The 17,320-nt window shown below is 62.9% G+C and carries 17 protein-coding genes; 11 read left to right on the forward strand and 6 right to left on the reverse strand.

Annotated elements, in window-relative coordinates; all coding sequences use genetic code 11:
* The first annotated feature begins 286 nt into the window (after window positions 1-286).
* On the forward strand, window positions 287-466 hold the full coding sequence (locus BC363_RS31210) for a hypothetical protein (protein ID WP_065785150.1): 180 nt from the start codon (window positions 287-289) through the stop codon (window positions 464-466).
* 532 nt (window positions 467-998) lie between these two features.
* On the opposite strand, the gene BC363_RS34940 is transcribed toward BC363_RS31210, so the two are convergent.
* On the reverse strand, window positions 999-1,280 hold the full coding sequence (locus BC363_RS34940; protein ID WP_141690504.1) for a hypothetical protein: 282 nt from the start codon (window positions 1,278-1,280) through the stop codon (window positions 999-1,001).
* Between BC363_RS34940 and hutC the strand changes: the two genes are divergently transcribed.
* A complete protein-coding gene (gene hutC / locus BC363_RS31215) occupies window positions 1,191-1,946 on the forward strand; it encodes a histidine utilization repressor (RefSeq protein ID WP_065785151.1) in 756 nt (251 codons plus the stop codon). The two genes, BC363_RS34940 and hutC, sit on opposite strands and share 90 nt — an antisense overlap.
* 167 nt (window positions 1,947-2,113) lie before the next feature.
* Window positions 2,114-2,752 carry an alpha/beta fold hydrolase gene (locus BC363_RS31220; RefSeq protein WP_065785286.1) on the forward strand — a complete coding sequence of 213 codons (639 nt, stop codon included), beginning with the start codon at window positions 2,114-2,116 and terminating at the stop codon, window positions 2,750-2,752.
* 51 nt (window positions 2,753-2,803) lie between these two features.
* Here the strand turns inward: BC363_RS31220 and BC363_RS31225 are convergent, their stop codons facing one another.
* The 5 genes from BC363_RS31225 to BC363_RS31245 form a co-directional block, all read right to left on the reverse strand.
* On the reverse strand, window positions 2,804-4,024 hold the full coding sequence (locus tag BC363_RS31225; RefSeq protein ID WP_244512807.1) for an adenylate/guanylate cyclase domain-containing protein: 1,221 nt from the start codon (window positions 4,022-4,024) through the stop codon (window positions 2,804-2,806).
* A 214-nt stretch (window positions 4,025-4,238) separates the two neighbouring features.
* Window positions 4,239-5,708: a HAMP domain-containing sensor histidine kinase gene (locus BC363_RS31230; RefSeq protein ID WP_065785153.1), complete on the reverse strand. Its 1,470-nt coding sequence runs from the start codon at window positions 5,706-5,708 to the stop codon at window positions 4,239-4,241.
* Window positions 5,705-6,379: a response regulator transcription factor gene (locus BC363_RS31235; protein WP_065785154.1), complete on the reverse strand. Its 675-nt coding sequence runs from the start codon at window positions 6,377-6,379 to the stop codon at window positions 5,705-5,707. The genes BC363_RS31230 and BC363_RS31235 overlap by 4 nt, the downstream gene beginning before the upstream one ends.
* A gap of 87 nt (window positions 6,380-6,466) precedes the next feature.
* Complete coding sequence (locus tag BC363_RS31240) at window positions 6,467-6,850, reverse strand: hypothetical protein (RefSeq protein ID WP_065785155.1); 384 nt, start codon at window positions 6,848-6,850, stop codon at window positions 6,467-6,469.
* A 104-nt stretch (window positions 6,851-6,954) separates the two neighbouring features.
* The gene (locus tag BC363_RS31245; protein ID WP_244519984.1) at window positions 6,955-7,263 is read right to left on the reverse strand and encodes a hypothetical protein; all 309 of its coding nucleotides are present in this window, start codon (window positions 7,261-7,263) and stop codon (window positions 6,955-6,957) included.
* Window positions 7,264-7,722: 459 nt separating this feature from the next.
* Here BC363_RS31245 and BC363_RS31250 point away from each other — a divergent pair, with 459 nt between their 5' ends.
* The 8 genes from BC363_RS31250 (at window position 7,723) to BC363_RS31285 (ending at window position 17,284) form a co-directional block, all read left to right on the forward strand.
* Window positions 7,723-8,247 (forward strand): RNA polymerase sigma factor, encoded by a 525-nt coding sequence (locus BC363_RS31250; RefSeq protein WP_083223598.1) that lies wholly within the window; start codon window positions 7,723-7,725, stop codon window positions 8,245-8,247.
* Window positions 8,244-9,239 carry a FecR family protein gene (locus tag BC363_RS31255; RefSeq protein ID WP_083223599.1) on the forward strand — a complete coding sequence of 332 codons (996 nt, stop codon included), beginning with the start codon at window positions 8,244-8,246 and terminating at the stop codon, window positions 9,237-9,239. Before BC363_RS31250 ends, BC363_RS31255 begins: the two co-directional genes overlap by 4 nt.
* Before the next feature lie 164 nt (window positions 9,240-9,403).
* Entirely contained in the window at window positions 9,404-11,827 is a 2,424-nt protein-coding gene (locus tag BC363_RS31260) for a TonB-dependent receptor (RefSeq protein WP_083223600.1), read from the forward strand.
* Between the two features lie 322 nt (window positions 11,828-12,149).
* Window positions 12,150-13,286 (forward strand): transporter substrate-binding protein, encoded by a 1,137-nt coding sequence (locus BC363_RS31265; RefSeq protein WP_065785289.1) that lies wholly within the window; start codon window positions 12,150-12,152, stop codon window positions 13,284-13,286.
* Window positions 13,283-13,864 carry an ANTAR domain-containing protein gene (locus BC363_RS31270; protein ID WP_065785158.1) on the forward strand — a complete coding sequence of 194 codons (582 nt, stop codon included), beginning with the start codon at window positions 13,283-13,285 and terminating at the stop codon, window positions 13,862-13,864. Before BC363_RS31265 ends, BC363_RS31270 begins: the two co-directional genes overlap by 4 nt.
* Window positions 13,864-14,712 (forward strand): ABC transporter permease, encoded by an 849-nt coding sequence (locus BC363_RS31275; RefSeq protein ID WP_065785159.1) that lies wholly within the window; start codon window positions 13,864-13,866, stop codon window positions 14,710-14,712. Before BC363_RS31270 ends, BC363_RS31275 begins: the two co-directional genes overlap by 1 nt.
* Window position 14,713: 1 nt before the next feature.
* Window positions 14,714-15,634 carry an ABC transporter permease gene (locus BC363_RS31280; RefSeq protein ID WP_065785160.1) on the forward strand — a complete coding sequence of 307 codons (921 nt, stop codon included), beginning with the start codon at window positions 14,714-14,716 and terminating at the stop codon, window positions 15,632-15,634.
* 30 nt (window positions 15,635-15,664) lie between these two features.
* Window positions 15,665-17,284 (forward strand): ABC transporter substrate-binding protein, encoded by a 1,620-nt coding sequence (locus BC363_RS31285; RefSeq protein ID WP_065785161.1) that lies wholly within the window; start codon window positions 15,665-15,667, stop codon window positions 17,282-17,284.
* The last annotated feature ends 36 nt before the right edge of the window (window positions 17,285-17,320 follow it).

A 17,320-nucleotide genomic window follows, 5' to 3' on the forward strand; every position in this document is an offset into this window, starting at 1 on the left:
GGGTGCGCAGCCGGCACCAGTTGTCCGCGGACAACTCATGTGATGGCCGACCAGACTGTTGTCATGGGGATGCGATTCCAACACCAAAAATGTAACGCCTCGCGAGCGGCACGCGTGCTTCTTTTGGAGATGACGCGGCAAAGGACGTTGCCTCGGCTGCCTCGCCCACCGGCTCCAGATGTCCGCTATTAGAATATGGATTTAGTGTACTATTGACAGGGAGGTGAATTGTGGCAAGATCGTGGTGCAACGACGATGGTGTCGGGCGGACTGGAAGGGATGCAGCATGTTCTATCTCGGCGGGATGACACTTGGTTACCTCGAGCCACCAGCGCCGAAGGCCGTCGTACAGTCGGTTAAGCCGCGCATCGAATTGACGCCTCATGAGCCGGCGAACGATCTCGAACGGGAGCGCGACCAGGAATGGGTTCGCGCCTTTCTAACGCCTTGGCATCTGTTTTACTGATACGAACGCTGCCGCCAAAGACGCGCGGTGGTTGACGCCACCGCGGCGTATGGTCTGAAGCGAACCTCGCTTCCACGGCAAACGCGTCGCGATCTTTCAGATCACGCTTGCTGCGCATTAAGCTCTTGTTTTTGGACAAGTCGTTATCCCAAAACCGCTGCGCAACTTCGTCCGGCATGCCGTTGGACTTGGCTTAGTTGTGTCTGCTTGGCGTGAAGCAGTGGCCTGTGGCGCCGCTCTTTGCAGCGCGCCGATACGCTGGGCCGTCAACGTTGACAGCTGTCAACTGCCCATACGCGTTTCCTGCTCAAGAACGATCTTGAGCCAGCTCGGCGACGCAACGAACATTCCGCCTCGAAACGAGATTCGAAGCGGAAAAAAATTCCATAAAATACAATGTGTTAGATGGTCGCCGGCAGGCGACGCCCGGCGTGGGACCGCGGAGCAGCCACCGGCCGGTGTCGGGCGGTGGCCGCCGCTGGAGCGAGGTTGGCGGTTGGGTGGAACCCGGCAAGTGCCCTTCACGCGGCCGTCAGGTGCATTGCGAGGACTTGGGTCCGTGGCCACAAGCGCTGGCGCTGATTACGCAAGCGGCGGCGTTCCCGTGGTGATCCGGCGGCTGGGAAGCTTTGGTGGAAAAACAGGAAAGGGTGAGGGGAGGGCTGTCGCGAAGCTGGGAAATGTTTAAGCTTGCCGACAACAGCAAACCATTGAGGGTGCCAACATTCCGAGCGATCAGCCAGCCGACGAAACGGGCAACCAGCCTCAGTCGCTTTCGTTGCACCAGAGAATCCTCGGGGATGTGGAAGGTCATATTCTCTCCGGCGCGTGGCCGCCTGGCCACCGTATCCCGTTCGAGCACGAGTTGACCGAGCAATATGGTTGCTCGCGCATGACTGTGAACAAGGCGCTGACGGATTTGGTCAAACGTGGACTGATCGAGCGTCGACGGAAGTCCGGGAGCTACGTCACCTTTCCGCATGTGCAGTCGGCGGTCATGGAAATCCACGATGTCAAACTGGAGGTTCAGTCCCTTGGGCTGGATTACAGTTTCCATCTGGATGAGCGCAGCATCCGCAAGGCCGAGGGAAGGGATGCCGGTCGGCTTGACCTGCCGCCGTCTGCAAGACTGCTTGAGGTCAGCTGCCGGCATTTCGCAGGCGGCCGGCCCTTCTGTTTCGAGGAGCGGCTTATCAGCCTGGCGGCCGTTCCCGAGGCAGAGACGGAGCTTTTCGAGACGTCGGCGCCCGGTTCCTGGCTGCTGGGAAAGGTGCCGTGGAGCACGGCCGAGCATCGCATCCGGGCCGTTTCGGCAGGGCGCAGTGCAGCGCAGGCACTCGACATTTCGACAGGGGCGGCTTGTCTCGTCATCGAGCGGCGCACCTGGAGCGGCCGCGCCCCGGTTACCCATGTCAGATTGACCTATCCGGGTGATCGGCATGAATTGGTGGCGCAATTCGCGCCAAGTCCGCTTGGTTAGATGCATGCGTCGAGCGGTTAGGGGAGGCACGACGACGCGTCGCCGCAAGCCGCCGGATCGGTTTGCCGTTTGTGCTTCTTGCTGAGGGTATTCGAAATCCTCCGGTGAAGCGCGTGCTCCTTGAGGAGTTCTGCAATTTGGTGGCGGTTCGGCCAGAAGGTAGCGAGATGGAGAAGACCATGCTGTTCGATGGGCCACAGAACGCGCCCGTAACCATCTTGCTGGCGCATGGCGCCGGGGCGCCGATGGATTCGGCCTCCATGGCGGCCTCTGCCAAAGCGCTTGCTGCTGAAGGCTTTCGTGTCGCCCGGTTCGAATTCGGCTACATGGCCGCGCGTCGGTCGGGTGGCCGCAAACCGCCACCGCGCGCGGAAACGCTAAATCCTGAGTTCAGGGCCGCGGTGGCGGCCCTTGACGCGACCGGCCCCTTGCTGATCGGCGGCAAATCGATGGGTGGACGCGTCGCCAGCATGATTGCCGACGAGCTCTATGCCGAAGAGAAAATCGTCGGCTTGCTTTGCCTTGGCTATCCCTTCCACCCACCGGGAAAGCCCGACCAGCTGCGCACCAAACATCTCGAGGAACTGAAGACGCCAACGCTGATTTGCCAGGGCACGCGCGACGAATTCGGCACGCGTGGAGAGGTTCCCGGATACCTGTTGTCCGACGCGATAGAACTCCTATGGCTCGAGGATGGCGACCACGATCTCAAACCGCGCAAGACGATCTCCGGCTATTCGGCTGCGGATCATCTCAAAACGATGGCGCAGACCGTCGCGCGCTGGGCGGACGATCGACTGAAGTGAGTGGCTGCGGCCTTCTCAAGGGGAAGGCCGTCCGGTCGAGGTCCAATCCGATCATTCCGCCGCCTGCGCGGTGCCCGACGAAAATGCGAAGACCTCGATCGGGTCATCGAGACCCTTCACCGGAAAAGCGCCCAGATGCTCCATGTCGCGCGTGCGTCCCGCCAACTCGACGAAGGCGCGTGACAGCAGCACCGGGCGCTTCGCCTGCTTGGTCAGGTTTTCCAGACGTGAAGCGATGTTGACGGCCGGTCCGATCACCGTGAAGTCGAGTCGACGGCGGGAGCCGATATTGCCGTACATCACATCGCCGACGTTAACGCCGATGCCGTAGCCCAGGGCTTCGCGTCCTCTTGCCAGGTTTTCCTGGTTCAGCGCAGCGATTGCGGCCTCCGCCTCGCCGATTGCCTGGAGCAGGTTTTCGCAGGCCTGCGGATTGCTGAGCGGAAAAATCGCCAGCAGGCCATCGCCCATGAATTTGAGGATCTCGCCGCCATGTCGCTCGATCGGCTCGGACATGGCATCGAAATAGCCGTTGAGTAACTCGATCACATCATCGCGCGGCCAGAGGTCGGACAGCTTGGTAAAGTCGCGAAGGTCGCAGATCAGGATCGCGGCACTGACGGTTACACCGCTCCCACGCGTCGTCGCGCCGGCAAGGATCTGCTCGCTTGCATGCGGCCCGACATAGGTTTCCAGCAGCGTTCGCGCCATCCGGTTCTTCAGCCGGATTTCGCTGACAAGGGCCAGAACCGGCAACAGACCGGTGAGAACCTCGATATGTGCTGCCTCGAAGCCGCCCTTTCGGTCGCTGGCGAAGGTCGCCACATGGCGCTTGCCGAGCGTGTGTTCCAGCGGCAAGGCGATGTAGTCGGTAAGACCGTCGGCGCGCAGCTCGTCATAGAGCGAGTTCGGCACCTCATCGTCGGCTGCCGCCTCGAGGTTCTTGCGAACCTGGCTGGCGCCGTTGTTGACGGCGTATAGCGGGCTATTGAGATACTGCGTCGTGTCTTCGACGCCATAGTCGAACATGCGGATATCGGCCTCGGTCAGGCCCTTGCGCCAAAGGATACGGGCGCCGAGCCACTGCGGGTGATGGATCCGGAAATGCAGGGTGGCTCGTGCAAGCGGAACGCCGGCCTCGACCAGTCGTTCGCACAGATCCACGAAGATATTGTCGATGAAGCGCTGGTCGCGGGTCTCGGTGACCAGCCAGTCGAGAATACCCTTACTTTCGATGGGACGGGCGCCACTGTCATCCAGCGGTCCGGCCATTGCCTCGGATGAAGTCTGCATCGCAATTCTCCACTCTGTTTTGGCGGCCTTGCTGCTCTCGAAGCGGAAGCTCCGGAGAAGCCTGGCCTCGAAACGCCGAGACATATGTGGACCATCGGCCGACCCTTGATAAGGGCCAAGGCGAAAAGTGATCTGAAAAGTTGTTTCAAGCCGCCGGTGTCGGTTCGGCTTTCCACGCGTCGCTCTGCCCTGTTCAGACGTTGGCGGTTAAGAGCGCCGCGGGATGATTTGCGTCGAGCATTGGCAATTGCAGCCGTATCCGCGCGCCGGACCACGAACCGTAAAGGATATCGATGCGGCCGCCATGCAGCCGGGCGATCTCGCGGGCCAGGTTGAGCCCGAGGCCCGCACCGCTCGAACGCGGGCGCAGGCGATAGAAGGGCTCGAAGACACGTTCGCACTCGTCTAGGGGAATGCCGGGGCCCTCGTCATGGATTTCGATCCCGCCGCGGGCGTCGACCAGAACGGTGATCGTTCCGCGGTTGCCGCCATGCTCGACGGCATTGCGCAGGAGATTGGCGACCGCCTGTTCGACCTGCTGTACATGAATGCTGACCGGCACCGGCCGCGTTGCTTTCGCCTCGAAGGCCAGTTCGTAGCCGGCTTCGAAAGCAAGCGGCGCGAAGTCGGCAGCAAGCGTTTTGGCCAATGCCACGAGGTCAACGACCTCGCGGGTGCCCGCGCCGTGCTCAAGCACCTGACGGTCCAAAAGCTGTTGGGTCAGATGCGACAACCGCTCGATATCCTTACGGAGCCGCGCACTCTGCGGATCTTCCTGCAGCAGTTCGGCACGGGTGCGAAGGATGGCGATCGGCGTACGCAACTCGTGGGCAGCGTCAGTCAGGAACCGATTGCGTTGATCGTAGCCTTCGTCCAGGCGGGAAAGTGCGTTGTTGAAAGCATGGACCATCGGCGCGATTTCGGTCGGAACCTGGGCCGTTTCGAGCTGCACCGCGCGATTGTCGATATCGATCCGCCCCGCCTGGTCTGCCGTTGAAACGAGACCGGCAAGCGACCGTCGCACGACCGCCGGCGTTGTGACCAGCGCGGCGACGCCCATCACCAGAATGATCGGTAGCAGCAGGCAAAGGATAAGCAGCGCCAGGACCGGCAGCACGCGCAGCCATTCGGGATCGCCGTTGGCATCCTTCGCCATCTCGACATCCACGTTGATCTCGACTTCGAGGCCATCGTTCTCGTCGCGTGACGAGATCGAGGAGGCAAGGATCTGCACCCGGCCAACGTCGGTGTCGACATTGGCGAGCGCGGCTTCCGGCCTCCGGTCGCCCTGATCAAACCGCAATGTCGCGCGGCCGATATTCGTCAACAGCTCTCCGCCAGCCGCTTCATAGGCAGCGGGAATGCTGCCATGCTTGACCCTATGCCCGTCGGTATCGCGGATGACGAACCAGAGATTGGGGAAATCTTCCCGGAACGCGCGGAGCTCTTCGGTGTCGCGCACGATGAGGTCGCCGTTTGCGGTGCGCGCCACGGCCTCGGACAGGTGCTTGATGGCCGCCTCGTTGTCGATGATCAGCCGAGGCTGGGCAATCGTCAGGATCGCAACCAGCAGGCCGATGAAGGCGACGAAGGTCGCCGCCTGCAGCAGGATGAGGCGGCGGACCAGGACCCATTGAAGCGAACGCGGGCGGGGCTTTCTCATGCCGTGGCGCGCAAGAGATAGCCGAGGTTGCGGATTGCCCTGATCTCGACGCCGGCTGCGACCTCGTCGAGCTTTCGTCTCAGCCGCGAGAGGTGGGAATCGAGCGCATTGGAATCGATCTCGTCTTCCATGGCGTAGACGGAATCTTCCAGCGTGGCGCGCAGGACCGTGCGGCCCGGCCGCCGCATCAGCGCTTCCAACGCCAGTCTTTCCCGCCGCAACAGGTCGAGCGGCTTGTCGTCGACGACCGCTTCGCGATGGCGGAAATCGTAGGTCAGGCGGCCGATCATGATCTGGTCGGACTTGAGCGTGACGGGGCGACGGCCGAGTGCACGAAGGCGTGCCATCAGCTCCTCGACCGCAAACGGCTTGGCGAGATAGTCGTCGGCGCCGCCATCGAGACCGGCGACGCGGTCGTTGATAGCGCCAAGCGCCGTTAGCATCATGATCGGCGCTTCGACGCGCAACGCACGCAGTTTGGGAATGAGGCTCAGGCCTTCGCCGTCGGGGAGGCGGCGATCGAGCACGATCACGTCGTAGGACCAGAGCTCGACCACGGCCTCGGCATCGGCGAGCGTCGAAACATGATCGACAATCACCTGTCGGCGCTCGAGCGCGGCCTTCAGGGCCGATGCCATTTCGGGCTCGTCCTCTAGCAGCAGGATGCGCATGCCGGTTTCTCCTGAATGCGGTTACGGAAGGCCCGTAACCGCGGTGTCGAATGCATCATTTCTCAAATCAGAGCCAAGTTGAAGCGCTCACTCGCATTCAAGCTTCGGTTGACGGAAGTTCGTGACATACCAGCGGCCGCCCTGTTTGCGGGCGTAGAACGTATAGAAGCATTCCTGCTCCTCGACATAGCCCGGCGTCACGAACTCTTCATAGCGTTGGCCGCGCCGTGTGTCGCGAATCTCGCCGCTCGTCGAACCGGAAACGACGTTGGTGGAGATCTTGCGCCACTGGTAGGCGCGCTGATCCCAGCCGAGGTCAAGCACTGCCGTCGGCGGGCCGTAATCGATGATGACCGATTCCACCGGCTGGCCGATATAGTTCTTCATAGCGGTGGAGGCGCAACCGGTAAGAGCGACGGCTGCGGTGGTGGCGATGACGGCGAAGGCGCCGCGCGTATTGCAGAAGGGCATGGTTGATCCCGGGTTCGAATTGTCTGGCCCGGAGCTAATCTGCCAAGATTACATAGACATTGCGGTCCTCTTCGAGCGCCGCGGCCGGCACCGGCCGGTGGTTATCAGGCGGCTCGGTCCGCAGGAGCGACGGAGGTATCGTCGTCGATACTGGCATAGACCAATCCCGGTTGAACGATCCACTCGCCCTTGCGCAGCGACTGTACGTCCGGTCCGCCGGCAGCGTTGCGCGCGGCCACGCCGACGAACCGATATCGAACCCCGCTGTCGTCGGTCGCGGTTTCGCGGATCGGCCGCCCGGCGAGGTATCCGACAACCTGTCCTTCGAAACGCACATTCGCCAGGATGAAATACTCGGTCGGTAATCTCCGGCTCTGCTTCGGCGCGAGCTTGAATGCGTTTCTCATCTTCATCGTCTGGTACTCGTCATAGGATCTTGTCGTTTGCTCGTCGCGGCACCGCTTCCGAGTGCAACGCCGGGAAGGAAAGAGGCCGGCGTCTCAAGCCACCCGAAAGCGGCGCAAGCATGGCAGCGGCGTTGGAGCACCGTCTTGGCCGTCGTTTCGCTGATGTACCGGCAGATCATCCGATTGGTCGCAGCAACACCTAGCCCCAGCGCGCGTAGAAAATCGCTGGGGAAGACGGGGCTCGGGAATAAGGAAACCGTAAGGGGTGGGTCCGGCCACGTGTGTCGGCGAGCCATGCGACCGGGACCGGACGCCTGCGTGAAGCGATAAAAGATGAGTATTATGCTCATATTTGTTGTGCGCGCTGCAAGGACGGGTTAATGAACGCCGGCCCCGGACTTTCGCGGGCGCCTTGCCGTCCATCTTCTTCCCGCCGGCCGATCCGGATCGGTCCTGAAAACAGACATGTCAGAGAAATCCGCTTCGCATTTGATGCTCGACGACGCGATCGTGACCTACTACGACGAGCTTTGCACGATGACGCGGCGGCGCGGTCACGCGCCGGCAACGGCAAACGATGTCGTGCACGAACTCTATGTCCGTCTGGTGGACCGGCGCACGTCGCTTGAAGGCAAGTCTTCGCTGAGAGCGTTTCTGCGCCGCGCCTGTACCAACCTCGGCATCGACTGGCTGCGGCGCGATCGCTTCGAGCTCAAGCTTTTCTCCGGCAGCGAAGAGGAGGCCCTGGCTGTCGCCAGCGATATCGCCGCTCCCGACGCCAACACCGATCTTCGCCGCCGGCTGTCGATCCTGAAGGCCGCCATCATGGAGATGTCGCTGCAGCGAAGGCGGGTGTTTCTTGCGAGCCGCATCGGCAACCTCACCTCGAACGAAATCGCCATACGCATCGGTATCAGCCGCAACATGGTCGACCGACATCTGCGCAAGGCCTTCCTGCACTGCCTCGACAGGCTGGAGGACGCGTCGTGACGGCGCTCGACGGACGGCGCGCGCCAAGCGATGGCGCGCCTGAGCGCGGTCGCAAGGCGCTTGAAAAACGGGTGCGCGAACAGGCGGTGGACTGGCTCGTCCGCCTGACCGGAGACCCCGGCGATGAAGAACTGCGGCTCGCCTTCGAGCGGTGGCGAGCCGAAGACCCACTGCATGCCGAGATTTTCGAGCGGGCCCGGCGGGCGGTCGGCGATGCGACGCTGTTGATCCGGCGCGAGCCGGAGTTCGCCCAAAGAGCGGCGAGGGCGCCGGGAAATCGTCGAAAAACCCTGGTCTCGCTCGCAGCCATCGTCGTTGCCGGTGTCGGTAGTTTTCTCGCGCTCGACGGCGCGATGTGGATGCGGGCCGACGTCATCGCCGGCGAGGGCGAAAGACCAATCCTCACACTCGCCGATGGCTCGACGCTGCAGCTCAACGCCCAATCGGCCGTCGCGTATGAGTTCACCGCGAGCGAGCGGCGGGTCGTGCTGTTGCGCGGGGAGGCGTTCGTTCAGGTCGCAGCTGATAGAAACAGGCCCTTCGTAGTGGAGGCGGGAGCGGGCACAACGACTGCGCTCGGGACGGCATTCGACGTCAATCTGACCGGCGAAGGTACCAGCGTCACGGTGCTTGAACACGCGGTTTCCGTTGCAACAGACGCGGCGACGCTGCCGCGCCGCGTCGAGATCAACGAGCAGGTGAACTACAATCATGACGGCAGGCTTGGTGATGTCAGACCGATCGATCCGCTTTTCGCTGCGGCCTGGCGGGAGGGGCGTCTGGTCTTCGAGGAGCGCACGATCGCGTCCATCGTTGAGGAAATCGGGCGCTACGTTCCGGGCAAGATCCTGATCGCCGACGCCGCCGTCGGCGCCAGACGGGTTTCCGGCAGTTTCGATCTCTCAGATCCGGTCAGGGCATTGCAGGGTCTTGCCGATGCCTTCGGCGTCAGAATCACCCGGATCGGACCCTACGTCACGATCCTGCGCTAAAAATTTTCAGGCGAGGTGTCCCTGATACGGCGCCTCGTTCGTCCAGAAACCAGACCCGGCCTCTTCTCGGCCATCTCTCATTGTCTGGGACCATCATGCCATATTCGAATGCGACCGGCGGACGCCGCCACTCCGGAATTTTCAACCTGCTTAGGGCAGGCACGATGTGTGCCCTCGCGACCACCGGTGCCTTCGCCCAGGATGCATCGGTGCATCATGTCGACGTGCCTGCCGGCAAGCTGACCGCCGCCGTCAACCGCCTGGCGACGCAGCTGAAGCTTCAGGTCGTGTTCGACAGCTCGGTCGCGTCGGGCGTGAGCACGGCCGGTCTTTCCGGCGAGATGACGGCCGAGGAGGCGCTGTCGCGCTTGCTGAGTGGAACCGACGTCCAGTATCGTTTTGTTGGCGGCTCGACGGTGAAGCTGATGGGCGCGACGGAAGCAGCGGCACCGGTCGAAGGCGATGGCACAAAGCTGGCGCCGATCGTCGTTCGCGGTGATGCCAAGCGCGGCGATCGCGCGCCGAATGTCGCTGTTCTCGATGCCGAAGACATCGAGAAGGCGCAGGCCTCGAGCCTTCCGGAGTTGCTGCAGAAAACCCCCGGCGTGTCGATGGGCGGTGGCGTGCGCATCGAAGGACAGACGCTCGCCATCCGTGGCTTCGCCAGGCAATCCGACGTCAGGATCATTCTCGACGGCGCGCCGAAGAACTTCGAGAAATACGACCAGGGCACCGTCTTTATCGAGCCTGAGCTGCTCAAGCGCGTGGAGATCGAAAAAGGCGCGACCTCGGTGCGCTACGGCAATGGCGGTTTCGGCGGCACCGTGCTGATGGAAACCAAGGATGCGGCCGACATGCTGCGGCCCGGCGAAGAATGGGGTATCTGGGCGAAGTCCGGTTTCCAGAGCGCCAACAAGCAGTTCCTGGAAACCGGCGCGCTCTACGGCAAGTCGGATTTCGGCGGTCCGGTGACCTATGACGGCCTGCTGGCGGCGACATGGCGCAAGAGCGATGACATGCGCGTCGGTGGCGGCGAGATCTACAACTATTCCAACTCGAAGCTCACGACCTTGCTTGCCAATGTCGGTGCCGAGTACGACGGGCACGAGATCAGGGGTACGGTCGCCTACGGTCAGAACGACAATTGGGGCCCGGTGGCCGCCATCCGCGGCCAGTCGGCACCGTCGGAGTTCAACATCGCCCGCTATGGCTACAAGGAAGCGATGCGCCGCCTGCTCACCTGGCGCGAGATCGAGGATTTCACCTCGACGCTGAACTACAGCTACACCGGCGACAGCGACCTGGTGAACTACCGCATGATGGCAAGCTTCTCGTCGACCAGCCAGCACGCGACGCGGCCGAATATTCCCGGGCTCAATCCGAGCGCATCGACCGGCGGCTTCGAGAACGATGCGGCCTATACGGACATCAAGTTCGAGGCTGAAAATACATCCAACTTCACGCTGGCTGGCCTGTCGCACAGCCTGAACTATGGCGTCCAGTACTTCGATCATGATCGCGATATCTGGATGTACGATGTCGCCAACCGCACCCAGGCGCAGTACAACTACGGCTACTACGCGCCGTGGTTCATGCCGGAAGGCACCCAGAAGACCTTCGCCGCCTTCCTTCGCGACAGAATCGAGCTGACGGATACCTTGACCGTGACACCGGGCCTGCGTTTTGACCACGTGCGCTCCAAGGGTGTGCCGAACGAAGCACCGCGCTTCAACAACCCGCTGGCCGGACACGACTATTCGGCCGTCACGCATCAGGGCGTGACGCCGGCGATCAGCCTGTCCTGGGAAGCAACGCCCTCGATGCGGTTCTTTGCCGATTGGGCCTACGCGATGCGGGTTCCCAACATCGACGAGATCTACTCGACGCAAAGCCTGCAGACCAAGGCCTCCGGCACCAGCCGCGATCTGGAAGTCGAGCGCAACAGCACCTTCAACATCGGCGTCGACATGAGCTTCAACGATGTGCTGACGACCGGCGACATGCTCTCGACGCGCATTTCGGCCTACAACAACCACGTCTCCAACCCGGTGACGCGCCGGTTCGGCACAGCCAACCTCGCCGGTGTGACGGGCAACGTCCCGTTCTACTGGAACACACCGTCTTACGACATCCGCGGCATCGAGCTGCAATCGCACTACGAGACCGAGCGCATGTTCGCCGATCTCGGCGTGTCCTGGATGACGGGCGAGCGGACCGGAGCCGTCAACAACATCTGGGGTCCCGATACCTATATCAACGATCTGGCGCCTTTGACCGTCATCGCCACCGCCGGCATCAAGGTGCCGGACCAGGACCTCGCTTTCGGCTGGACGGGCACCTTCGTCGACGACCAGAACCGCACGCCCTACAATCAGGGCGGACAGACCTATGCCCGCCCGCCGAGTGCCGGTTACGCGGTGCACGGCCTCTTCCTCGACTGGACACCGACATCGGGCCTCATGCAGGGCGGCGAAGTGCATCTGGCGGTCGACAACATCTTCGACAAATACTACGAGCCCTATCTCAGCGACGGTATTTCGGCGATGCCCGGGCGAAACTTCAAGATTGCCATCAGCCGGAAGTTCTAACCATCCAACCGAATTCGACCGGCCCGTTCGCGGGCCGGTTGCCCGTTTCGATGCGCTGCGTCCTGCCGGCAAGGGCAGCGCGAGGAAGCCAAGCTTTGTTGCTGCGTTCGGTCTGCCAGAATGCGCAAAGTTGCGCACAGGGAGCCGTCTCCTTGTCAATCCTTGCTTGACAGAGGTCTGCTGCCCGTATCTTAATCATGCTCGCGGATTGAGCAGTTCAATCCAATTCACATGACCCTTATGGTCGACGGGCAGTTTCGCCCCATGATGCCCCATCTCCGATGGGATAAGCGTCATGGGGTTTTTGGTTTTTGGCAGGTCCATGCGCGACGCGGTGAAGATCGGTATCCTGTATTCGACGACCGGCCCCTACGGGACGATGGGGCGCGACTGCCGCGATGGCGCCGAGCTGGCCATCGAGGAGATTGCGGCGCGCTACCCCGGGCGCATCGAACCCGTCTTCGTCGATCCCCACGCCAACATCGATCGGTACCTCGAAGGCGCGCGCTCGCTGCTGCGCGACCAGGGCTGCCGGCACATCGTCGGCACGATCACGTCGCTGGCGCGCAAGGAAGTCATTCCGCTCGTCGAGAAGCATGACGGGCTGCTCTGGTACATGTGCCCCTATGAGGGGTTCGAGGCCAATGACAACGTCGTCTATACCGGCGGCTGTCCGAACCAGCATCTGCTGCCGCTGCTCGACTATCTGCTGCCGCGCTTTGGCCTCCGTCCCTATCTCGTCGGGGCCAACTACGTCTGGGGCTGGGAGATGAACCGCCTCGCCCGCGAGCTGATCGAGGAGGCGGGGGGATCGGTACTCGGTGAGCGCTATCTGCCGCTCGAGGAAACCGCGGTCGAGCGCATCGTTGCCGAAATCGAGCAACGGCGGCCGAGCTTCATCCTCAACAATCTCGTCGGCCCGTCGAGTTATGCCTTCCATGCGGCGATCAGGGCGCTCAGTGAACGCGATCCGGCCTTCCGCCCGGAAAACTGCCCGGTGGTCAGCTGCGATCTGCAGGAGTGCGAGCTGACCGATATCGGCCTCGGCGTGGCGACCGGGCAGCTCTGCGCAGCCGCCTATTTCGACACGGTGGCATCCGCCGAAAACGCCGCATTCAAGGCTGAGGTCAGCGCGCGTTTCGGCTCGTCGCGCCGGATTTCCAGCGTCTTTGCCAGCGCCTATGCATCGGTCAAGCTCTGCGCCGAGGCGATCATCGATGCCGGCACCGACGACCCGGTGGCGGTCTCCAGCCTGCTTTGCACAGCACCCCGTTCGACCGTTCTCGGCCCGCTCAGGATCGACCCGGAAACCCGCCACGCAGCACTTCCCTTCCATCTCGGGTGCATCAACGACGAGGGTGGCTTCGATATCATCGCCTCCGAGCCCGCCATCGTCGCGGACCCGTATCTGACAGGCCGGCGGACGCGCAAGCCACCCCAGCTCCGGATCGTCTCATGAGGGAAACACCGAACTTTGCCGGCTGGCGTGCCACGATCCTCCATCGCGAGGACTCAACGACGGAGCGGCTCACCCGCCAGCTGAAGCTCTTCGGCTTTCACGTTCATGTTCAATGGACGCCGCTCGACGCCGACAACCTGCCCGACCTCATTCTCGTCGATGCCGATCAGGGTTGGACCGGGCTGCTGCCCTGGACCGACGAACGGGCGCCGCGCCCCCTCGTTGCCCTGCTCGGGTCCGAAGCCCCTGGCCGGGTGGCCTGGGCGATGGGGCAGGGTGCCTCGGCCATCATCGCCAAGCCCCTGGCATCTTCGGCCGTCTATCCCGCGTTGGTTATGGCGCTTGCCATTCATCGCGAGCGCAAGGCAGTGACCGAAAGGATCGCGCATCTGGAAGAGCGGGTTCGCATGCGCCCGCTGGTCCATGCCGCGGTGCAGAAGATCGGCAACGCCCGCAAGCTGGATGAAGAGCAGGCCTATCGGATCCTGCGCAACTGCGCGATGCAGCGCCGGCTGTCGATGGAGCAGGTCGCAGCCTCGATCCTTGGCGGCGCCGAGCCGCTGCCGGAGGCAGGCTGATGCGGGCAGTCAAAGCCATGGTCCGGCAGCCGGCAGCATTGTTCGGCCTGATCGTCGTTGCCCTTCTGGTGTTCCTTGCGGTCGCTGCACCCTTGATCGCGCCCTACAGCCCGGATGAACAGATGTTCGACGGGTTGACGCTGGAGGGGGCACCGCTTCCGCCGAGCGCACAGTTCCTTCTCGGCACCGACACGCTCGGGCGCGATCTGTTCTCGCGGCTTCTCTACGGTGCACGGACCTCGCTCGTCATCGGCCTTGTCGCCAACGGCATCGCGGTGGTGATCGGGCTTCTGATCGGCATCCTGTCCGGCTACATGCGCGGCATCGTCGGCGGCGCGCTGATGCGCTTTACCGATCTGATGATGGCCTTTCCGGCCCTGCTTTTGGCCATCGTTCTTGCAGCGCTGCTGCGACCGAGCCTCTGGATCGTCGCCATGGTCATTGCGCTCGTCAATTGGGTACAGGTGGCGCGCATCGTCTATACCGAAACGCGCGGGCTGGTGGAGCGCGACTTCATCCTGGCCGAGCGGTCGCTCGGCGCCGGGCATGGTCGCATCCTGTTTCACCATATCCTGCCGCATCTGGTGCCGACGGCGATCGTCTGGGGAACGCTCGGCATTGCGACGACCGTGCTGCTCGAAGCGACGCTCTCCTTCCTCGGCATCGGCGTGCAGCCGCCGACACCGTCCTGGGGCAACATCATCTTCGAAAGCCAGAGCTACTTCCAGGCCGCTCCCTGGCTCGTCTTCATTCCCGGTGCCGTCATTCTTCTGACCGCGCTCTCCTTCAATCTGGTCGGCGACGCGCTGCGCGACATTCTCGACCCGACGCAGCGGGGAAGGGGCTGACATGGTTTTCCTGCTCCTTCGCCGTCTGGTGCAGACCGCGCTGATCCTTCTCGGCGTGGCAGTCATCACCTTTCTGCTGCTCTATGCGCTTCCGGCCGACCCCGCCCGCATGATCGCCGGGCGCAGCGCCACAGCGCAGACGGTGGCCAACATCCGGCGCGAACTCGGCCTCGACCAGCCCCTGCTCGCTCAGTTCTGGAATTACCTGCAAGGCCTGTTTCAGGGCGACCTCGGCCGGTCCTACGCGCAGAAGACCGATGTCGGCGCGCTGATTGCCGCGCGGCTGCCGGCAACGCTGATCCTGATGGCGGCCGGAATTGCCGTCGAGGTCGTGCTCGGCGTATTTCTCGGCGTGCTGGCCGCCGTGCGCCGTGGCGGCTTCGTCGATCGCTTCGTCATGATGGCCTCCTTCGTCGGCGTTTCTGCACCGCAGTTCGTGGCGGCACTGCTGCTGCTCTACGTTTTCGCAGTGACGCTCGCCTGGTTCCCGATGAGCGGCTTCGGCACGCCGGCCCATGTGGTGCTGCCCGCCCTGACGCTCGGGGTCCTCGGTGCCGGCTGGTATGCGCGCATGGTGCGCTCGGCGATGATCGACGTGCTCAACCAGGATTATGTCCGCACCGCCCGGGCAAAGGGCCTGTCGTCGGCCCGCATCGTCTTTCGCCATGCGCTGCCCAACGCGCTGCTGCCGATCATCGCCATGATCGGTATCGATATCGGCCAGTTCATGAGCGGCGTCGTCGTCGTCGAGGCCGTCTATGGCTGGCCCGGTATCGGCCAGCTCGCCTGGCAGGCGATCCAGCAGGTCGACATTCCAATCATCATGGGGGTGACGCTCGTCTCGGCGCTCGCGATCGTGCTCGGCAATCTCATTGCCGACATTCTTGCGCCGCTCGTCGATCCGCGCATTCGCGCCCGCTAAACCGTACGGCAACCAAAAAGGGGAACAAAAATGTTCAAACGCTGGCTTCGAAACTCAACCGTCGCGACGGCGCTGCTTCTTGCGCCTTTGCCTGCTTTCGCGCAGGACGCGCCGAAACAGGGCGGCGAGATCGTCATCACCTACAAGGACGACATCGCCACACTCGATCCGGCCATCGGTTACGACTGGGTCAATTGGTCTATGATCAAGAGCCTGTTTTCACGCCTGATGGACTATACGCCCGGCACCACGGAGCTGGTCCCGTCGCTTGCCGAAAGCTACGAGGTCGCGCCCGATGGCCTGACCTACTCGTTCAAGCTTCGCAAGGGCGCGAAGTTCACCAACGGCCGCGAGATCGTTGCCGCGGATGTGAAGTACTCGATCGAGCGCGCGGTCGATCCGAAGACGCAAGGGCCGGGGGCTGGCTTCTTCGGTGCGATCAAGGGATTTGACGATCTGACCGGCGGCAAGACGACGACGCTCGAGGGCATCGAGGCGCCTGATGCCTCGACAGTCGTCTTCCATCTGTCTCGTCCCGATGCGACCTTCCTGCATGTTCTTGCCGTCAACTTCGCTTCCGTCGTGCCGAAGGAAGCGGTCGAGGCTGCTGCGGGCAATTTCGGCAAGAAACCCGTCGGCTCGGGCACCTTCATCCTTAGGGATTGGACCGTCGGTCAGAGCCTGACCTTCGAGCGCAATCCGGATTACTTCATCAAGGATATGCCGCGTATCGACAAGTTCACGGTCGAGGTCGGCCAGGAGCCGCTGGTTGCATTGCTGCGGCTGCAGAAGGGCGAGGTCGATATTGCCGGCGACGGCATTCCGCCGGCAAAGTTCCTCGAAATCAAGAATTCGCCGGAAGGCGCCGAGATCATCGTCGACGGCCAGCAGTTGCACACCGGCTATCTGACGCTCAACACCAAGGTAAAGCCCTTCGACGACGTCAAGGTGCGCCAGGCGGTCAACATGGCGATCAACAAGGAGCGCATCACCCGCATCCTCAATGGCCGGGCGACGTCGGCCAACCAGCCGCTGCCGCCACTGATGCCGGGCTACGACAAGGGTTTCACCGGCTACGCCTTCGACGTGGAGAAAGCCAAGGCGCTGCTGGCCGAGGCCGGTCATCCCGATGGGTTCGAGACAATTCTCTATTCCACCAACACCGATCCGCAGCCGCGCATCGCCCAGGCGATCCAGCAGGATCTGGCAGCGGTCGGCATCAAGGCGGAGGTTCGCGCGCTGGCCCAGGCCAATGTCATCGCCGCTGGCGGCACCGAAGGCGAAGCGCCGATGATCTGGTCCGGCGGCATGGCCTGGATCGCCGACTTCCCGGATCCGTCCAATTTCTACGGTCCGATCCTCGGTTGCTCGGGTGCGGTCCAGGGCGGTTGGAACTGGTCCTGGTACTGCAATGAAGATCTCGACGCCCGTGCCGTCGCTGCCGATTCCATGTCGGATCCGGCCAAGGCTGCCGAGCGCCAGGCGGCATGGGGCAAGATCTTCACCGACATCATGGCGGACGCGCCCTGGGTGCCGGTGACCAATGAGCGCCGCGTCGTTGCCAAGTCGCCGCGCATGGGCGGTGCGGGGGAGATCTACGTCGATCCGACCCGGGTCATCAACTACGACGCGATCTACGTGAAGCAATAAGCCCTTGGGCTCTCCGGGGCTTGTATCCGGAGAGCC

It is taken from the genome of Ensifer sp. LC384 (genome assembly GCF_001695865.1).
Lineage (GTDB): Bacteria > Pseudomonadota > Alphaproteobacteria > Rhizobiales > Rhizobiaceae > Ensifer.